At 69.6% G+C, this 16,744-nt stretch carries 13 protein-coding genes; 10 read left to right on the top strand and 3 right to left on the bottom strand.

Annotated elements, in window-relative coordinates:
* The 7 genes from DKM19_RS41175 (at position 1) to DKM19_RS41205 (ending at position 9,233) form a co-directional block, all read left to right on the top strand.
* Complete coding sequence (locus tag DKM19_RS41175) at positions 1-1,392, top strand: aspartate ammonia-lyase (RefSeq protein WP_110703650.1); 1,392 nt, start codon at positions 1-3, stop codon at positions 1,390-1,392.
* A 28-nt stretch (positions 1,393-1,420) separates the two neighbouring features.
* On the top strand, positions 1,421-1,807 hold the full coding sequence (locus tag DKM19_RS41180) for a tautomerase family protein (protein WP_110703652.1): 387 nt from the start codon (positions 1,421-1,423) through the stop codon (positions 1,805-1,807).
* Between the two features lie 214 nt (positions 1,808-2,021).
* Positions 2,022-2,768 (top strand): 3-hydroxybutyrate dehydrogenase, encoded by a 747-nt coding sequence (locus DKM19_RS41185; protein WP_110703654.1) that lies wholly within the window; start codon positions 2,022-2,024, stop codon positions 2,766-2,768.
* Positions 2,769-3,221: 453 nt separating this feature from the next.
* Positions 3,222-5,072, top strand: a complete 1,851-nt coding sequence (locus DKM19_RS41190) for a helix-turn-helix domain-containing protein (protein ID WP_369987135.1) — start codon at positions 3,222-3,224, stop codon at positions 5,070-5,072.
* Between the two features lie 348 nt (positions 5,073-5,420).
* Positions 5,421-6,740 (top strand): MFS transporter, encoded by a 1,320-nt coding sequence (locus DKM19_RS41195; RefSeq protein WP_110703658.1) that lies wholly within the window; start codon positions 5,421-5,423, stop codon positions 6,738-6,740.
* An 18-nt stretch (positions 6,741-6,758) separates the two neighbouring features.
* A complete protein-coding gene (locus DKM19_RS41200) occupies positions 6,759-7,778 on the top strand; it encodes an alpha/beta fold hydrolase (protein ID WP_110703660.1) in 1,020 nt (339 codons plus the stop codon).
* 3 nt (positions 7,779-7,781) lie between these two features.
* Positions 7,782-9,233 (top strand): tannase/feruloyl esterase family alpha/beta hydrolase, encoded by a 1,452-nt coding sequence (locus DKM19_RS41205; protein ID WP_239513870.1) that lies wholly within the window; start codon positions 7,782-7,784, stop codon positions 9,231-9,233.
* 58 nt (positions 9,234-9,291) lie between these two features.
* Here DKM19_RS41205 and DKM19_RS41210 read toward each other — a convergent pair whose 3' ends face one another.
* Both DKM19_RS41210 and DKM19_RS41215 read right to left on the bottom strand, forming a co-directional pair.
* Entirely contained in the window at positions 9,292-11,277 is a 1,986-nt protein-coding gene (locus DKM19_RS41210; protein WP_110703663.1) for a glycosyltransferase family A protein, read from the bottom strand.
* A 60-nt stretch (positions 11,278-11,337) separates the two neighbouring features.
* Positions 11,338-12,042 (bottom strand): lytic transglycosylase domain-containing protein, encoded by a 705-nt coding sequence (locus tag DKM19_RS41215; RefSeq protein ID WP_110703664.1) that lies wholly within the window; start codon positions 12,040-12,042, stop codon positions 11,338-11,340.
* Between the two features lie 323 nt (positions 12,043-12,365).
* Between DKM19_RS41215 and DKM19_RS41220 the strand changes: the two genes are divergently transcribed.
* From DKM19_RS41220 to DKM19_RS41230, 3 genes are read left to right on the top strand one after another with little or no spacing between them, the layout of a single operon-like run.
* Complete coding sequence (locus tag DKM19_RS41220; protein WP_110703666.1) at positions 12,366-13,040, top strand: response regulator transcription factor; 675 nt, start codon at positions 12,366-12,368, stop codon at positions 13,038-13,040.
* Positions 13,041-13,045: 5 nt separating this feature from the next.
* Positions 13,046-14,443: a sensor histidine kinase gene (locus DKM19_RS41225; protein ID WP_239514526.1), complete on the top strand. Its 1,398-nt coding sequence runs from the start codon at positions 13,046-13,048 to the stop codon at positions 14,441-14,443.
* Entirely contained in the window at positions 14,440-14,991 is a 552-nt protein-coding gene (locus tag DKM19_RS41230; RefSeq protein WP_110703670.1) for a hypothetical protein, read from the top strand. The genes DKM19_RS41225 and DKM19_RS41230 overlap by 4 nt, the downstream gene beginning before the upstream one ends.
* Positions 14,992-15,249: 258 nt before the next feature.
* Here the strand turns inward: DKM19_RS41230 and DKM19_RS41235 are convergent, their stop codons facing one another.
* A complete protein-coding gene (locus tag DKM19_RS41235) occupies positions 15,250-16,593 on the bottom strand; it encodes a PhoH family protein (protein ID WP_089211017.1) in 1,344 nt (447 codons plus the stop codon).
* Positions 16,594-16,744 lie beyond the last annotated feature (151 nt).

Genomic DNA, 16,744 nt, shown 5'->3' on the forward strand with positions numbered 1-16,744 from the left:
ATGAGCGAGTATCGGATCGAGCATGACTCGATGGGCGACGTACGAGTTCCGGCGGACGCGAAGTGGCGGGCGCAGACCCAGAGGGCGGTGGAGAACTTCCCGGTCTCCGGGCGCGGGCTGGAGAGCCCGCACATCGCCGCCCTCGGCCTGATCAAGGCGATCGCCGCCGAGGTCAACGCCGAGCTGGGGGTGCTCGACAAGGAGCTGGCCCAGGCCATCGCCGAGGCCGCCACCGACGTCGCCGAGAACGAGTGGGACGGTGAGTTCCCCGTCGACATCTTCCAGACCGGGTCGGGCACCTCCTCCAACATGAACGCCAACGAGGTGATCGCCACCCTCGCCGAGGAGCGTCTGGGCCGTCCCGTCCACCCCAACGACCACGTCAACGCCTCGCAGTCCTCCAACGACGTGTTCCCCACCTCCATCCACGTCGCCGCCATGACCGAGGTGACCTACCACCTCATCCCGTCGCTGCGGCACCTGGCCACCGCGCTGCGGAACAAGTCGCTCCAGTTCGAGGGGGTGGTCAAGGCGGGCCGTACCCACCTGATGGACGCCACCCCGGTCACGCTGGGCCAGGAGTTCGGCGGCTACGCCACCCAGATCGAGAACGCGATCTCCCGGGTGCGGAGCTCGCTCCCCCACCTCTCCCAGCTCCCGCTGGGCGGCACGGCGGTCGGCACCGGCATCAACATCCCGCCCGGCTTCGCCCCCAAGGTCATCGAGAAGCTCCGGGAGGCCACCGGGCTCTCGTTCTCCGAGGCTCCCGACCACTTCGAGGCCCAGGGTGCCCGGGACGCCATCGTGGAGCTCTCCGGCCATCTCCGCACGGTCGCGATCTCACTCAACAAGATCGCCAATGACCTCCGCTGGATGGGGTCCGGGCCCCGCACGGGGCTGGGCGAGATCAACCTGCCCGATCTCCAGCCCGGTTCCTCGATCATGCCCGGCAAGGTCAACCCGGTCGTCCCCGAGGCCGTGTGCATGGTCGCCGCCCAGGTCATCGGGAACGACGCGGCCATCGCTTTCTCCGGCGCCTCGGGCAACTTCGAGCTCAACGTGATGCTCCCGGTCATCGCGCGCAACGCCCTGGAGTCCATCCGGCTGCTCGCCAACGTCTCCCGGCTGCTGGCCGACCGGTGCGTGCACGGCATCACCGCCAACGCCGACCGCATGCGTGAGTACGCCGAGTCCTCGCCGTCGATCGTCACGCCGCTCAACACCCACGTCGGCTACGAGGAGGCCGCCAAGATCGCCAAGCAGGCGCTGGCGGAGCGCAAGACCATCCGCGAGGTCGTCATCGAACGCGGGCACGTCGCCAACGGCACCCTCACGGAGGAACAGCTCGACACCCTCCTCGACGTGCTGTCCATGACCCGTCCGCCCTCGTAGATCATCCGGGTCTGAAAGACTTCGAGACATGACCCAGATCAAGTTCTACGGACGCCGCGACGTCTGGTCCGACCTGCGCCAGGAGATCTCCGACACCGTTCACGACTGCCTGGTCGAGGCGTGGCGGCTTCCTGCGGACAAGAGGTTCCACCGGTTCTTACTCATGGACGCCGAGGACCTGATCTGCCCGCAGCGGAGCGAGCGATATCTCATCGTGGAGATCATCTGCTTCCTGGGCCGGACGGACGAGGCCAAGCGTGACCTCATCCGCACGCTGTTCGCCCGGGCCCAGGAGAACCTCGACCTCCCCGCCGAGGACCTGGAGATCGTGATCCTGGAGGCGCCCATGGTCAACTGGGGCATCCGCGGTCTCCCGGGCGATCAGCTGGCGCTCACCTACCCGGTCACGCTCTGACCGCCCCGCACCCCTGGCCGCCGCCGCACGACGCGGCGGGCCGGATCCCGGCGCGGTGCCGTACGGCACCGTGGGAGACCGGCATCGCCATGACGCCCGGAGCGAGGCCGACCTTGCGGGACGGCCAGGCGGAGTCTCCCCACATAAGCGCTCGGATGAGTGTGTCGACCAGCTACATGGGCCGGGATTCACGTCATTGCCTAGATTCGGCACCATGATTGACCTAGCGGGGCGGCGGGCCGTGGTGACCGGGGCGGGCAGCGGGATCGGGCGCGCCTGCGCGCACCGGCTGGCCGCCGCCGGAGCACATGTGGTGGTAGTCGACATAGACGCCGAGACCACGGCGAAGGTCGCCATGGAGATCTCGGGGACACCGGTGGTCGCGGACCTGTCGGTTCCCGGGTTCGTGGACGCGCTCCCCGGTGACGTGGACATCGTGGTGAACAACGCCGGGTTCCAGCACGTGGCCCCGATCGAGGAGTTTCCTCCGGAGGTGTTCTCCAAGATCATGAAGGTCATGGTGGAAGCGCCGTTCCTGCTGGTCCGGGCGGTCCTGCCGGGGATGTACGAGCGAGGGTGGGGGCGCATCGTCAACATCTCGTCGGTTCACGGGCTCCGCGCCTCGCCGTATAAATCCGCGTACGTAACCGCAAAGCATGCCCTTGAGGGGCTGTCCAAGGTCATCGCCCTCGAAGGCGCCTCGCACGGCGTCACCTCCAACTGCGTGAGCCCCGCCTACGTCCGCACGCCGCTGGTGGAGAACCAGATCAGCGCCCAGGCCGAGACGCACGGCATCGGCAGGGACGAGGTGATCGAGCAGATCATGCTGGCCCCCGCCGCGATCAAACGGCTGATAGAGCCGGACGAGGTGGCCGAGCTGGTCGCCTACCTGTGCGGCCCGCACGGCTCGTTCATCACCGGGATATCCCTGCCCGTGGACGGCGGCTGGACCGCACGCTGAAACGCGACGCGCAGCGTCGCCATGACACCGTGAGGGCGCGCCGGTGACCTGGACCGAGGAGCGTCGTGAGGGCGCGCCGGTGACCTGGACTGAGGAGCGTCGTGAGGGCGCGCCGGTGACCTGGACTGAGGAGCGCGGGAGCGGAGCGGACGCGTGACGAGGGAAGCTCACCGGATAAGAGCGCCCGAACCGCGACGCGCAGCGTCGCCATCAGCGCAGAGCGGAGCGGACGCGTGACGAGGGAAGCTCACCGGATAAGAGCGCCCGAACCGCGACGCGCAGCGTCGCCATCAGCGCAGAGCGGAGCGGACGTGTGACGAGGGAAGCTCACCGGGTAAGAGCGTCCGAACCGCGATGCGCAGCGTCGCCATTGACGCAGCGTGTGACGAGGGAAGCTCACCGGGTAAGAGCGCCCGAACCGCGGCGCGCAGCGTCGCCATGAGAATGGACGGCATGAGCGCACGGGTCTTCCTCGAATTACTGGCCAGAGAAGCATCGGCGGTCGAGTTCGAAGGGCCCATCCTCGCCGCCAGGACCGGCGGAGCCGACGCGGTGACGCTGGCCGAGCTGGAGGAGGCCAAGCTCACCGCGCTCAAGGTGCGGGCGCTGCTGCGGCGCAGGGCCAAGCGGGAGGCGGAGCTGTCGGCGCTGTTCGACACCGCGGGCGACCTGGCCGGGCTGCGGGATCTGGACGCCGTCCTGGAGGCCATCGTGCACCGGGCCAGGCAACTGCTCGGCACCGACGCCGCCTACATGACGTTGCACGACTCCGAGCGGGGCGACACCTGGATGCGGGTGACCGACGGCTCGGTGTCGGCCAAGTTCCGCGCGCTGCGGCTGGCCATGGGCGCCGGTCTCGGCGGGCTGGTGGCCCAGACCGCCACGCCGTACTCGACGGCCGACTACTTCGCCGACGGGCGCTTCCGCCACAAGACCCACATCGACGACGCCGTGCTGGAGGAAGGCCTGGTCGCCATCCTGGGCGTGCCGCTCAAGCTCGGCGCGCGGGTGATCGGCGTGCTGTTCGCCGCCAACCGGAGCGTACGGCCGTTCACCCAGGACGAGGTGGTCCTGCTCGGCTCGCTGGCCGCGCACGCGGCGGTGGCGATCGACAACGCCCGGCTGCTGCAGGAGACCAGAAACGCGCTGGAGGAGCTCAGCGAGGCCAACCGGCAGGTGAACGCGCACAGCCAGGCCGTGGAGCGTGCCGCGCTCGCGCACGACCGGATGACCGGGCTGGTGCTGCGCGGCGGCGGGGTCGAGGACGTGGCCGCGGTGGTGACGGAGGTGCTGGGCGGCTCGCTGGCCGTACTGGACGACGCCGGACGGCCGATCACCGGGGACGCGGGTGAGCTGGACGCCGGGGTGTTCGACGCCGCCCAGTCGTCGCGGGCGCTGGGCCGCACCGTGAAGAAGGGAAACCTGCTGGTCGCCTCGGTGGACGTGGGGGCCGAGCCGCTGTGCACGCTCGTGCTGCGGGCGGACGGCCACGTGGCGGACACCGACCAGCGCATCCTCGAACGGGCCGCCCTGGTCACCGCGTTGCTGCTGCTGTTCCGCCGTACGGTGGCCGAGGCGGAGGGCCGGGTCAGGGGCGAGCTGCTCAACGACCTGATCTCCCGTCCCGCCCTCGACGGCCTGGCCGAACGCGCCAGGCGGGTCGGGGTGGACCTGGACGCCGGCCACGTCGTGGTCGTGGTCCGTCACGGCGGCCAGCGTGAGCGCGCCGCCTTCTGGGCCTCCTCCCAGGCCACGCTGAACCACGGCCTCGCCGCCCAGCACGGGGACGAGGTGGTGCTGCTGCTGCCCGGCGACCGGCCAGGACACCTCGCCAAACGGGTGGCGTCCGAGCTGAGCGCCTCGCTCGGCCATCCGGCCACCGCGGGCGCCTCCGGCCCGGTGCGCGGGCCCGCCGCGGTCGCCACCGCTCACCACGAGGCGCGGCGCTGCGCCGACGCCCTGCTGGCCCTGGGCCGGGCCGGTGACGGGGCGAGCCCCACCGAGCTGGGCTTCGTCGGGCTCCTCGTCGGCGACGGACACGACATCGAGTCGTTCCTCGGCTCGGTGATCGGCCCGGTGATCGACTACGACGCCCGCAGGGGCACCGCGCTGACCCGCACGCTCACCGCCTACTTCGGCGCGGGCGGCTCGCTCTCCCGTACGGCCGACGCCCTGCACATCCACGTCAACACCGTCACCCAGCGGCTGGACCGGATCGCCCAGCTCCTCGGCACGGGCTGGCAGGAGCCCGAGCGCGCCCTGGAGATCCAGCTCGCCCTCCGCCTCCACCGCCTCAGCCAGTAGCCGATCCCCCTGACCGCCGCGGTGGTCCGCCGCAGGTCACCCCCGGCCGGTGAGCCCGTGACGAGGTGGAACGCCTGCGGTCCTCCGCCCGCCGCCGGTTCCGTCGTGATCTACGTCATGGCCCGTACCGTGACCTCGCAGCCCACGTCCTGGATCCGCCTCGTGACCCGCTTCCGGCGGGGCGGTCATCCGCTTCTTCCCGCGTCGCCCGCCTCGCCTTCCATGACAGTCGCATACATCCACATAGCCCCGCCATTCGGTATGGAGACCATCGCCATAGGAGTGACGCCGGTCACTACGTACCGTGAGCCGACATCCCCCCAACAGCTCTACCCATTGGTGAGTGAGATGGCAGAAAACACCCGCACCCCCATCGGAAGGATCGTCGCCGCCAGTCTCGTCGGCACGACGATCGAGTGGTACGACTTCTTCCTGTACGGCTCGGCCGCCGCCCTGGTCTTCCCGGCCCTGTTCTTCCCCTCGTCGGACCCGCTCACCGGCACCCTTCTGGCGCTCCTCACCTACGCGGTGGGCTTCGTCGCCCGCCCGGTGGGCGCCCTGGTCTTCGGCCACTTCGGCGACCGGCTCGGCCGCAAGAAGCTCCTGGTCCTCAGCCTGCTGATGATGGGCGGCGCGACCTTCCTGATCGGCTGCCTGCCGACCCACGCGGCGGTCGGCGCGCTGGCTCCGCTGCTGCTGACCCTGCTCCGGCTCGTCCAGGGATTCGCCCTCGGCGGCGAGTGGGGCGGCGCGGTGCTCATCGTCTCCGAGCACGGCGACGCGAAACGCCGCGGCTTCTGGGCCTCCTGGCCTCAGGCGGGCGTGCCCAGCGGCAACGTGCTGGCCACCGCGGTGCTCGCGATCCTGGCCGCGGTCCAGACCGACGAGGCCTTCACGAGCTGGGGCTGGCGCATCCCGTTCCTGCTCTCCGGCGTGCTGGTGCTGATCGGCCTGTGGGTCCGGCTGTCCATCGACGAGTCGCCGATCTTCCAGCAGGCGCTCGCGAACAGCAAGCCCTCCCAGAGCATGCCGATCGTGGACGTGTTCAGGTACCACTGGCGGGACGTGCTGATCGCGATCGGCGCCCGCTTCGGGGAGAACGTCTCCTACTACGTGATCACCGCGTTCGTGCTGGTCTACGCGACGACCGCGGCGGGGCTGTCGAGGTCCCTCGTACTCAACGCGGTGCTGATCGCGTCCATCGTGCACTTCGTCACGATCCCCATGTGGGGCGCGCTCTCCGACAAGCTCGGCCGCCGTCCGGTCTACCTGCTCGGCGCCGCCGGGGTGGGCCTGTGGGCCTTCGCGTTCTTCCCCCTGATCGACACCAAGAACTTCGCCGCGGTCACCCTGGCGGTGACGGTCGGGCTGATCCTGCACGGCGCGATGTACGGCCCGCAGGCCGCGTACTTCTCGGAGCTGTTCGCCACGAGGATGCGCTACTCGGGCGTGTCCATCGGCTCCCAGCTCGCCTCGATCGTCGCGGGCGCCCTGGCGCCGCTGATCGCGGTCGCCCTGCTGGACGCCTACGACTCGGCCTTCCCCGTCATGCTCTACATGGCCGGCGCCGCCGCGATCACCCTGATCACCGTGTATGTCTCCCGTGAGACCAAGGACCGCGACCTCGCCACCCTCGGAACCCCCGAAGAAGTATCGACCACTCGCTAAGCCGTACGGAGATATCTGATGGACCTTGAGAACCGGCCGGTCCCCACCGCCCGGATCACGCAGAACGTCCTGTCGACCGGTAAGACCGGAGGCGAGGCGGTGCTGTTCGTGCACGGCAACGTGTCGAGCGCCGCCTTCTGGCGGGACACGCTGATCGCCCTGGCGGACGACTACCGGCCGCTCGCCGTCGACCTGCGGGGCTTCGGCGACACCGATCCCGCGCCGGTCGACGCCACCCGCGGCCTGCGCGACTACTCCGACGACGTGCTCGCGCTGATCGACGCCCTCGGGCTGGACGGCGTGCACCTGGTGGGCTGGAGCATGGGCGGTGGGGTGGTCCTGCAGGTGTTGCGCGACCGGCCGGCCGTCGTGCGGAGCGTGACTCTGGTCAACCCGATCTCGCCGTACGGCTTCGGCGGCACGCACGGGGCGGACGGCGCGCTGAACCACCCCGACGGGATCGGCGGCGGGGCCGGGGCGGCGAACCTCGACTTCGTGAAGCTGCTCGCGGCCGGGGACACCTCCGCGGACTCCCCGGTGTCTCCGCGGAACGTGTTCAGGACGACGTACGTCAAGCCCGGCACGGTGATCGAGGACGCGGACGAGGACGTCTTCGTCGCCTCCATGCTCTCCACGAGGATCAGCGACGACCACTACCCGGGCGACGCGGTCAGCTCCGACATCTGGCCCGGGGTCGCCCCCGGCACGCGAGGTGTTCTCAACTCGTTCGCGCCGACGCACTTCCGGCTCGACGACCTGCACACGATCGACCCCAAGCCGCCGATCCTGTGGATCAGGGGCGAGGCGGACGTGATCGTCTCCGACACCTCGCTGTTCGACCTGGCCCACCTGGGCGCCCTCGGCGCCATCCCCGGCTCGGACGGCACCCCGGCGCAGCCGATGGTCTCCCAGACCCGGGCCGTGCTCGAACGGTACGGCAACCACACCGAGGTCGTCCTGGACTCCGGCCACAGCCCTCACATCGAACGCCCCGGAGAGTTCCGCAGCGCCCTCTCCGACCACCTGAAGCGGAGCTGACCGATGCGTAAACCCTCAAGCCTGCGTTTATGGCCGCGCGCCACCCAGGACACTCCGGACATGCCGGCCCAGGCGGGATCACGCGAGACCGCGTCCGCGGGACCGCGCAGAGCCATGATGGCCGCCGGACTCACCATCGCCACCGCGGCCGCCCTGGTGACGGGTGCGCCGGCCGCGGGCGCCGGAGTGACGGAAGCCTCGTCGAACGGGCACTGCGCGCGGGTGGACCGGGTGAAGGTCCCGGGGGCCGAGCTCCAGGTGAAGGCCTGCCTGGACGATCTCACCACGGCGGGCACCACCGTCTCGGGGCACACCGACCCCGCCGACTGGGCGGGGCTGCACCCCGCGGGGGCGGTCAACCCCACGGGCGTCCCCGGCATCCAGATCGACGGCTACTTCCCCGACACCTCGACCTTCAACACGAGCCACGGCTGGAACCACGACTCCCAGTTCGTGCTCCGGCTGCCCGACCGCTGGAACGGCGGGCTGGTCGTGACGGGCACCCCCGGCAACCGGGAGCAGTACGCCAACGACTTCACCATCTCCGACTGGGCGCTGGCCAAGGGCTACGCGTACGCCGTGACGGACAAGGGCAACGTCGGCGCCACCTTCTACCTCGACGGCCGCAAGCCCGGCGACGCGGTCGCCGAGTGGAACGACCGGGTCACGCAGGTCGCGATCGCGGCCAAGGCGGTCGTCGCGCAGCGGTACGGCAAGGCTCCCCAGCGGACCTACGCCGCGGGCATCTCCAACGGCGGCTACCTGGTCCGCTGGCAGCTGGAGAACCAGGCCAAGCTCTACGACGGCGGGGTCGACTGGGAGGGCACGCTCTGGCGGACCGAGGGCGACAACCTGCTCAACTACCTGCCTCCGGCACTGCGCGCCTACCCCAAGGGCGACACCCAGGGGATGTACGACGCCGGTTTCGCCAAGGGCTCGGAGTTCCTGTGGCCCTACCACTACCAGTACTACTGGGACCTCACCCAGCGCGTCTACCGCGAGGAGCTGGACCCCTCCTTCGACGGTGACACGGTGGCGGGCACTCCCTTCTGCGCCTCGGGCACCCCGGCGTGCGACGCCGACTACGACTACGACGCGCGCAAGCCGTACAAGGCGATGAAGAAGATCGGCCTCACCGGCAAGATCGGCAAGCCGCTGATCACGATCCACGGCACGCTGGACACGCTGCTGCCGATCTCCCGTTCCAGCGACGTCTACGCGGACATGGTCGGCGACCGCAGGCCGTTCCGCTACTACCGGATCACCGACGGCAACCACGTGGACGGCCTCTACGCCACCTACCCCGACAAGCTCCGGCCGCTGCTGCCGTGCTTCCGCAGCGCGTTCGAGTCCCTGGAGGGCTGGGTGGAGCGGAAGCAGAGCCCGCCGCCGAGCGCGACCCTGCCGCGTCCGACGAGCGGGGACCTCGCCAACGAGTGCCGGCTGGGCGGGTGACCTCCTCTCCGGCGTCGGTAGCTGTCAGTGCAGAAGAGGCTCCCCGCCGGCTGAGGCGCTAACCCGCGTCCTGGTAACGCCGCCGCACGGTCCGGATCGCCCGGACCGTGCCGCGGGCCCCGGGAATCCGCAGCCCGACACGCCTCAGCACCGGATACCAGGGCCCGGGGTTCCGGGCGGCGGTGGACTCCCGGATCTCCACCCGTCCGCCCCGCCTCATATCCACCGTGAAACGGAGCGCGACCTCCTGGTCGTCCACCCGCAGGAACGGCGACCAGTCGCCCGGGGTCAGAAAGCCCTCCCCGCGCACCCGCCGGACCGGAACCTTGGCGATCAGCCGTCCGGCGAGCTCCCCCGGGACGCCCGGCTCGACCAGGGCGGGCACGCAGACCTCGCGTTCCCTGCCCGTGGGACGGCGCAGCACCAGCTCGGCGGGCGGTCCTCCGCTCGGCGGCACGTACGGCACGGGCACGACGACAAAAACGTGCCCGCGCTGCTGGGTGATCGTCGTCCCCGGCGAGACCAGGACGATCGACTCGGAGAACGAGCGGGGCTCCACGCAGATGCCCAGCTCACCCTGGTCTGACCACCAGGGGATGACCAGCCGCTTGGAGTAGTCGGCCAGCGTCCCCGTGCAGTTCAGCGGTGACCCGGTCACGCGGGTGCGCGCCTTGTGCGTCCCGGCGTACATGCGCACGTGGATCTCCCAGCGTCCCGGCGGCAGCGGACGGCCGAGAGCCGCGGAGTTCACGTCCAGCCGGGCCGTCCCCGTGACCTGCAGTCTGACCTTGACTCCGTCGCGCTGCCGGATGCGGGTCATCGAGCAGCTCACGGGCAGGAAGTAGACGACCCCGGTGCCGGAGTGCCTGATGTAGACCTCCAGCCGGGCCCGGGAGGCGGCGTGGCCGACGTCGGCCAGTTCGGGCGGGAGGCGGATCCCGTCGAGGAGCACCGGCGGCTCCCAGAGCAGGCCGTCCTCACCGTGCGGGAGGAACCGGATCGGGGTGCCGTCGGCCTGCATGATCTCCACGGTGAGCCCCATGGTGAACACGCCGTCGTCCCAGAGGACCTCCTGGAGGTCGGCCTGCAGGCGGGTGCCGCGCATGGCCTTGTCCAGCACGAGGAGCTGGTCGAGCCTTCCCGCGCGAAGCAGCGCGGCGCGGGCCCGCAGATGCACGGGCACGTAGTGGTCCAGGCGCTGGGGGAAGCGCTGGACGACCACCTCGCGCAGGGTCGTGAAGACGGTCGCCCGGTTCCGGGCGGATGAGACGAACTCGGCTCCCCCGAGCCGGCGCAGCACCGCGGTGCGGAACCAGTGCGCGTACATCCGGTCCCGCTGGCGTCCCTCGGGGACCTCTCCGTCGATGATGTCGAGCAGCTCGCGCAGCTCGGCGGCCCACACGTAGGGGTCGGCGGGCGGCTCGGGCTGCTCCTCGACGTGGCAGCAGACCTGGTCGGCCAGAATGGTGATGACCTTGGCCCGCAGGTAGGCGCGGACCACGAACGCCTGTTCGGCCAGGCGTCCACCGGGGTCCGCGAAGTTCAGCGCCTCGGCGTCCAGGAACGCCCTGCGGAAGAGCTTGTGCGGCGTGAGCAGCGACAGCAGCCGGTCCTTGACGATGTCGGCGCGCTCGCGGTTGGCGTCGAAGATCGTGGACGGGGGTGCCTGGTCGTTGACCAGCCGCCCGATGAGGATGTCGGCCTCGGTCTCGACGGCGCGCTCGTACATCTTCTCCAGGGCGGTGCGTTCCAGGCGGTCCGTCTGCCCCATCAGGTAGACGTACTCGCCCCTGGCGACCACCAACGCGACGTTGCGGCCGCGCATCGGCGACCCCGTCGGCGTCAGATGGAGCACCCTCACGTTCGAGCGCACGGCGGCGACGGCGTCGAGACGCTGCTGGATCCCGTCGTCCGATCCGTCGTCGGCGAAGATGACCTCGTATTCGTCCGAGGCCATCGACTGTTCCAGCACCGACCGGATACAGGCGTCGGCGCCATCACCGGGGTTGTGCACCGGCACCACCACGCTGACCTTCACATTCATGCGGCCAAGGGTGCGACGCCCGCGCCCGGTACGCGGTAAGACTTGCCGACTCCTGGCCTCTCAGTACCAGCCCTTGGCCTGGGAATGGCCCCAGGCGCCACAGGGCGTGCCATAGCGGGCCTTGATATAGCCGAGCCCCCACTCGATCTGGGTGGCCGCATTGGTCTGCCAGTCGCCGCCCGCGCTGGCCATCTTGGAGCCGGGAAGCGACTGGGGGATGCCGTAGGCGCCGCTGGAGGTGTTCATCGCACGCTCGTTCCAGCCGCTCTCCTTCGTCCACAGTGACTCGAGGCAGCCCCACTGGTCGGACCAGCCGCGCGCGTCGAGCATCTGCTTGCCCAGCGCCTTGTTGCCGGTCGGGTTGGACGTGCCGGGAGGAAGCTTCTGCGGGGCGAATCCGTCGCCGCCCGGAGCCTCTTCGACGATCTTGATCGGGTTGAGCACCTTGCGATGGTCTCTCTCGGCCGCCAGCGCGTCGGCCTTGAGCGCCTGGGCGGCCTGCTCCTTGAGCATGTCGGCCTGGAGGTCGGGACCGAACGGGTCGCCACCGAACATCTTCGCCATGTCGTCCAGCGAGACGGGCGGTCCCTGCGGGGCCGACTCGTTCTGGATCGCGGTGTAGGCGGTGAAGGTTCCGCCGCCCACGAAGATCACGATCAGGGCGCCGGAGATCAAGACACGCTTGGGGGTCAGCCAGCCCGGTGTCTTGGCCTTGGCCGACCTTCTGGTCGAACGGCGGGCACGGGGAGCTGAGCGCTCCTTCAAGTGTGGCGATCCTGGACTCACGACCTATGAGCTTGCCGTGCACAGGGGGGTGGTCCGCAACCGAAACCAGAGAGTTGGTTGGTGTTACCTAGGACGTTTCCCGGCTTTTTCATGACTTAAGCGCCAGGTCACATGCGCTTTCATGGTGTTTAGCATACTAATGTGACTTTGGTCACAATTTAGGAACAAGCCTGGCCTTACGCGCTTTTATGGCGAAAAGGAGGCCTCATGAGCCTTCCGGCGCCCCACGAGACCCCATCCACCCCATGTCACGGTTCTGTGTCGAAGCGGTCATTACCGGACATTGGCAGAATAATGTCCGGGTGGCTGGCATCCTCCTTGTTGAAGACGATCTTTCGGTCCGAACCGGACTGGAGCTCGCGCTGACCCGTCAGGGCCACACCGTCACCTCCTACGCCAGCGGCGAGGAGGCGCTCGAGCACATCCGCTCGCGCCGTCCCGAGATCGCCATCCTCGACGTGATGCTGCCGGGCATCGACGGAGTCGAGGTGTGCCGCCGCATCCGCAAGATGGACCAGCTGCCGGTGATCCTGCTCACGGCCAGGGGCGACGACCTCGACGTGGTGGTGGGACTGGAGGCGGGCGCCGACGACTACGTGGTCAAGCCGGTCGAGCCCCGCGTGCTGGACGCCCGGATCCGTGCCGTCCTGCGGCGGGTGGAGTCGGTCGCCTCCGACCGCATCACCTTCGGTGAGCTGGTCATCGACCGGGGGGCGCTCAAGGTGTCGCTGGAGGGCCGGGAGGTCCACCTGACCCCCACGGAGCTGCGGCTCCTGCTCGAACTGGTCCGCCACCCCGGCCAGGTGCTCAATCGCAGATACCTGCTGCGGGCCGTCTGGGACCACACTCACGTCGCCGACTCCCGGCTGGTGGACGCCTGCGTCCAGCGGGTCCGGGCCAAGATCGAGGCAGTGCCCGCCGAGCCCGAGTTCATCCACACGGTCCGCGGATTCGGCTACCGTTTCAGCCCGCCGTGAAGCGGATGTACGTCGGGCTGCGCGGACGTCTGGTCATCATCTTCACCCTGATCGCCATCACGGCCTCCGCGCTGGTCGCGGGGATCGGCTACGAGCTCGTCAAGCGACGGGTGATCGACCGCGCCGAGCAGGTGGCCGTGAGTGACGTGCGCGACACGCTCGAAGGCATCAGGGTGCCCATCGGCGCGCTCTGGCCGGGCGACAGCCCGCCGACCAACGCGCAGATCAGCACGTTGCAGAAGAGCCTGCGCTCGCAGGGCGGCAAGGTGGTGGTCCGCTACGAGAACTACCTCTACCCCGACGGGGACTTCACCATGAGCGACGTCCCCTCCGACGTCGCCGTCCGGGCCACCCAGCGGATGGTGGCCAAACGTCAGGTGGTCAAGGGGAGCATGTGGCTGATCGTCGCCACCCCCGTCTGGCGGATAGAGCCCATCCACACGGCCCAGCCCACCGGGATGAGCGTCTTCGTGTTCGTCCCCCTCGCCGAGGAGGAGCACCTCCTGACCGGGATGCGGCAGCCGCTGGCGGCCGCGGGGGCCATCATGCTGATCATCGCCCTCGCCCTGGCGCTGGTGTCGGCCCGGCAGGTCCTGCTGCCGGTCAGGAGGCTCGGCTCCGCGGCCCGCGCGCTCGGCGCCGGTCACCTGGACACCCGCCTGCCCGTGAACGGCCAGGACGAGCTCTCCGAGCTCACCGCCACGTTCAACGACACCGCGGCGGCCCTGGAGCAGAGCGTGTCCGAGCTGCGCTCGCTGGAGGCGATGTCCCGCCGGTTCGTGGCCGACGTCTCCCACGAGCTCAGGACCCCGCTGACCGCGATGACGGCGGTCACCGACATGCTTTCCGAGGAGGCCGACCGGCTGCCCCCCGAACCCGCGGCGGCCGTACGGCTGGTGCTGCGGGAGATCAAACGGCTGCGGACCCTGGTGGAGCAGCTCATCGAGGCGAGCCGGTTCGACTCGGGCACGGCGACGCTGAACGTGGACACCGTGGGCATCGCCGATGCGATCTGCGACTGCCTGGAAGTGCGAGGCTGGTCGGAGCAAGTACGGGTGAACGTCCCGCAGGGACTGACCTTCTCCGTCGATCCCCGGCGCTTCGACGTGATCCTGGCGAACCTCGTGGGCAATGCCCTGCGCCATGGCGAGCCTCCCGTGGTGGTGACCGCCAGGAGCACGCCGAACGGACTGGAGGTAAAGGTGCGCGACCACGGCAAGGGAATCCCCGCGGCTGATCTGCCCCACGTGTTCAACCGTTTCTACAAGGCGGGCGCCCGGGGCGACGGCAGCGGGCTCGGCCTGTCCATCGCACGGGCCAACGCCCATCTGCACGGCGGCACGATCTCGGTCCGCTCGCAGGAGTTCAACACCCTTTTCACGGTCTGGCTGCCCCCGGCATGAAACGGCTCGCCTGCCTGTTCGCGGCCATCCTGACCCTCGCCGGATGCGGCATCTCCCCCAGCGAGGTCCAGGACCAGGGCCGCCCGCCGGTGATCAGTTACAGCCCCACGTGGGTGACGGTCTACCTGCTCCGCGACGGCCGGCTGGAGCCCGTCAGGATCCCGGTGAGCTCCGACTCCGTCAAGAACGTCGTCGACACCCTGTTCCGGGCCGGGAAACAGCCGCCGAAACCGGGTCTGACCAGCGCGCTCAACGGTTTCAGCTCCTACGACACCAAGACCACCAGATACTCCGACGACGTCAGGAACAAGCAGAACGACCTCGAGGAGAATCTGGGCTACCGGCTGAACGTGATCATCACGGGCGAGGGCAGGATCTCCACGGCGGGGCTCGCCCAGATCACCTGCACCATCCGGCAGAACAAGCAGGAGAGCATCTGGAGCGTCGAGGTGACCCGGCTGTTCCCGGGGACCCCCGATTCGATGGGGGAGCACACCTGCTTCGAATACCGCGGGCTCGCGGCCCCGGGAGTGCGGCTCCCGCCGTGAGGGCTCTCCCGAGACCGGAGAACCCACGGCCGAAGGTCGACGGCCGAGGCCCGACGACTGAGGATCGACGATCGGAAACCGACCGCCGGGAATCGACAGCTGAGGACTGACCGTCGGGGTCTGACCGCTGGGAATCGACGGCTGAGGACTGACGGTCTGAGACTGACCGCCGGGAATCGACTGACGGGGATCGACCGACGCCACTCGTGGACCGGCGCCCGGCGAACGCGCGTTCGCCGGGCGCCGGTCTTCCGGCGGTTAAATCGTGACGTCTTCCAGCATCTCGGTGACCAGTGCGGCGATCGGCGAGCGCTCCGAGCGGGTCAGCGTGACGTGCGCGAACAGCGGATGGCCCTTGAGCTTCTCCACCACCGCGACCACACCGTCATGCCGGCCCACCCGCAGGTTGTCCCGCTGGGCGATGTCGTGGGTGAGCACGACCCTGGAGTTGGCGCCGATTCGGCTCAGCACCGTGAGCAGCACCCCGCGTTCCAGCGACTGCGCCTCGTCCACGATGACGAACGCGTCGTGCAGGGAGCGACCTCGGATGTGGGTGAGGGGAAGCACCTCGAGCATGCCCCGGTCCATGACCTCCTCGATCACCTCGGGCGTGGTGACCGCGCCGAGGGTGTCGTAGACGGCCTGCCCCCACGGCCCCATCTTCTCGCTCTCCGAACCGGGCAGGTATCCCAGATCCTGGCCGCCCACGGCGTACAGCGGGCGGAAGACGATGACCTTGCGATGCTGGCGGCGCTCCAGGACCGCCTCCAGGCCCGCGCAGAGGGCCAGCGCGGACTTGCCGGTGCCGGCCCGGCCGCCCATCGAGACGATGCCGACCTCCGGGTCCATCAGAAGGTCGAGCGCGATCCGCTGCTCGGCCGAACGGCCGTGCAGTCCGAACACCTCGCGGTCTCCGCGCACCAGCCGCACCGATTTGTCCGGCAGTACGCGTCCCAGCGCCGAGCCCCTGCTGGACAGCAGTCGCAGGCCGGTGTGGGTCGGCAGGTCACGGGCGTCCACCAGGTCGGCGGTGCCGTGTTCGAAGAGCGTCTCGACGTCCTCCGTGGTCACCTGCAGCTCGGCCATGCCGGTCCAGCCGGACTCCACGGCGAGCTCGGCGCGGTATTCGTCCGCGGTGAGTCCGATGGAAGCGGCCTTGACGCGCATGGGCAGGTCTTTGGAGACCAGCACCACGTCATGTCCCTCTGCGGCGAGGGTACGGGCCACGGTCAGGATGCGGGTGTCGTTGTCGCCGAGCCGAAAGCCTACGGGCAGGATCGACGGGTCACTGTGATTGAGCTCGACCCGTATGGTGCCCTCGCCGATCGGCATGGGCTCGTCCAACCGCCCGTGTGTCACCCGGAGGTCGTCGAGGTACCTCAGCGCCTTGCGCGCGAAGTATCCGAGCTCTGGATGATGGCGTTTGCCCTCCAACTCGGTGATGACGACGATCGGGAGGACGACCTCATGCTCGGCGAAGCGGCCCATCGCCGCTGGATCCGCCAAGAGGACTGAGGTGTCCAGGACGTACGTACGCCGCTTGGTGACCGACGACGTAGGTGAGGACGAAGGGTTTGCCACGCGTTCTCCCCCGGGCGCCATGGGAGGCGCCCTGCCATGAGCTGGGATGCGGACCGGCCCCGGGCCCACGCTCGCGACTGTCGAGGAGGAACCGTTGACCGGCCCTCCTTGGCAGGTCGTGACGCAAAGGCGGGCCCTCTTCCGGCGTAGGTGAGCTGTGCTCTCCTACTTC

Source organism: Streptosporangium sp. 'caverna' (assembly GCF_003203775.1).
GTDB classification, from domain to species: domain Bacteria; phylum Actinomycetota; class Actinomycetes; order Streptosporangiales; family Streptosporangiaceae; genus Streptosporangium; species Streptosporangium subroseum.

Coding starts and splice junctions, on each gene's coding strand:
- DKM19_RS41175 (WP_110703650.1), top strand. CDS start 1: ATGAGCGAGTATCGGATCGAGCATGACTCGATGGGCGACGTACGAGTT.
- DKM19_RS41180 (WP_110703652.1), top strand. CDS start 1,421: ATGACCCAGATCAAGTTCTACGGACGCCGCGACGTCTGGTCCGACCTG.
- DKM19_RS41185 (WP_110703654.1), top strand. CDS start 2,022: ATGATTGACCTAGCGGGGCGGCGGGCCGTGGTGACCGGGGCGGGCAGC.
- DKM19_RS41190 (WP_369987135.1), top strand. CDS start 3,222: ATGAGCGCACGGGTCTTCCTCGAATTACTGGCCAGAGAAGCATCGGCG.
- DKM19_RS41195 (WP_110703658.1), top strand. CDS start 5,421: ATGGCAGAAAACACCCGCACCCCCATCGGAAGGATCGTCGCCGCCAGT.
- DKM19_RS41200 (WP_110703660.1), top strand. CDS start 6,759: ATGGACCTTGAGAACCGGCCGGTCCCCACCGCCCGGATCACGCAGAAC.
- DKM19_RS41205 (WP_239513870.1), top strand. CDS start 7,782: ATGCGTAAACCCTCAAGCCTGCGTTTATGGCCGCGCGCCACCCAGGAC.
- DKM19_RS41210 (WP_110703663.1), bottom strand. CDS start 11,277: ATGAATGTGAAGGTCAGCGTGGTGGTGCCGGTGCACAACCCCGGTGAT.
- DKM19_RS41225 (WP_239514526.1), top strand. CDS start 13,046: ATGTACGTCGGGCTGCGCGGACGTCTGGTCATCATCTTCACCCTGATC.
- DKM19_RS41230 (WP_110703670.1), top strand. CDS start 14,440: ATGAAACGGCTCGCCTGCCTGTTCGCGGCCATCCTGACCCTCGCCGGA.
- DKM19_RS41235 (WP_089211017.1), bottom strand. CDS start 16,593: ATGGCGCCCGGGGGAGAACGCGTGGCAAACCCTTCGTCCTCACCTACG.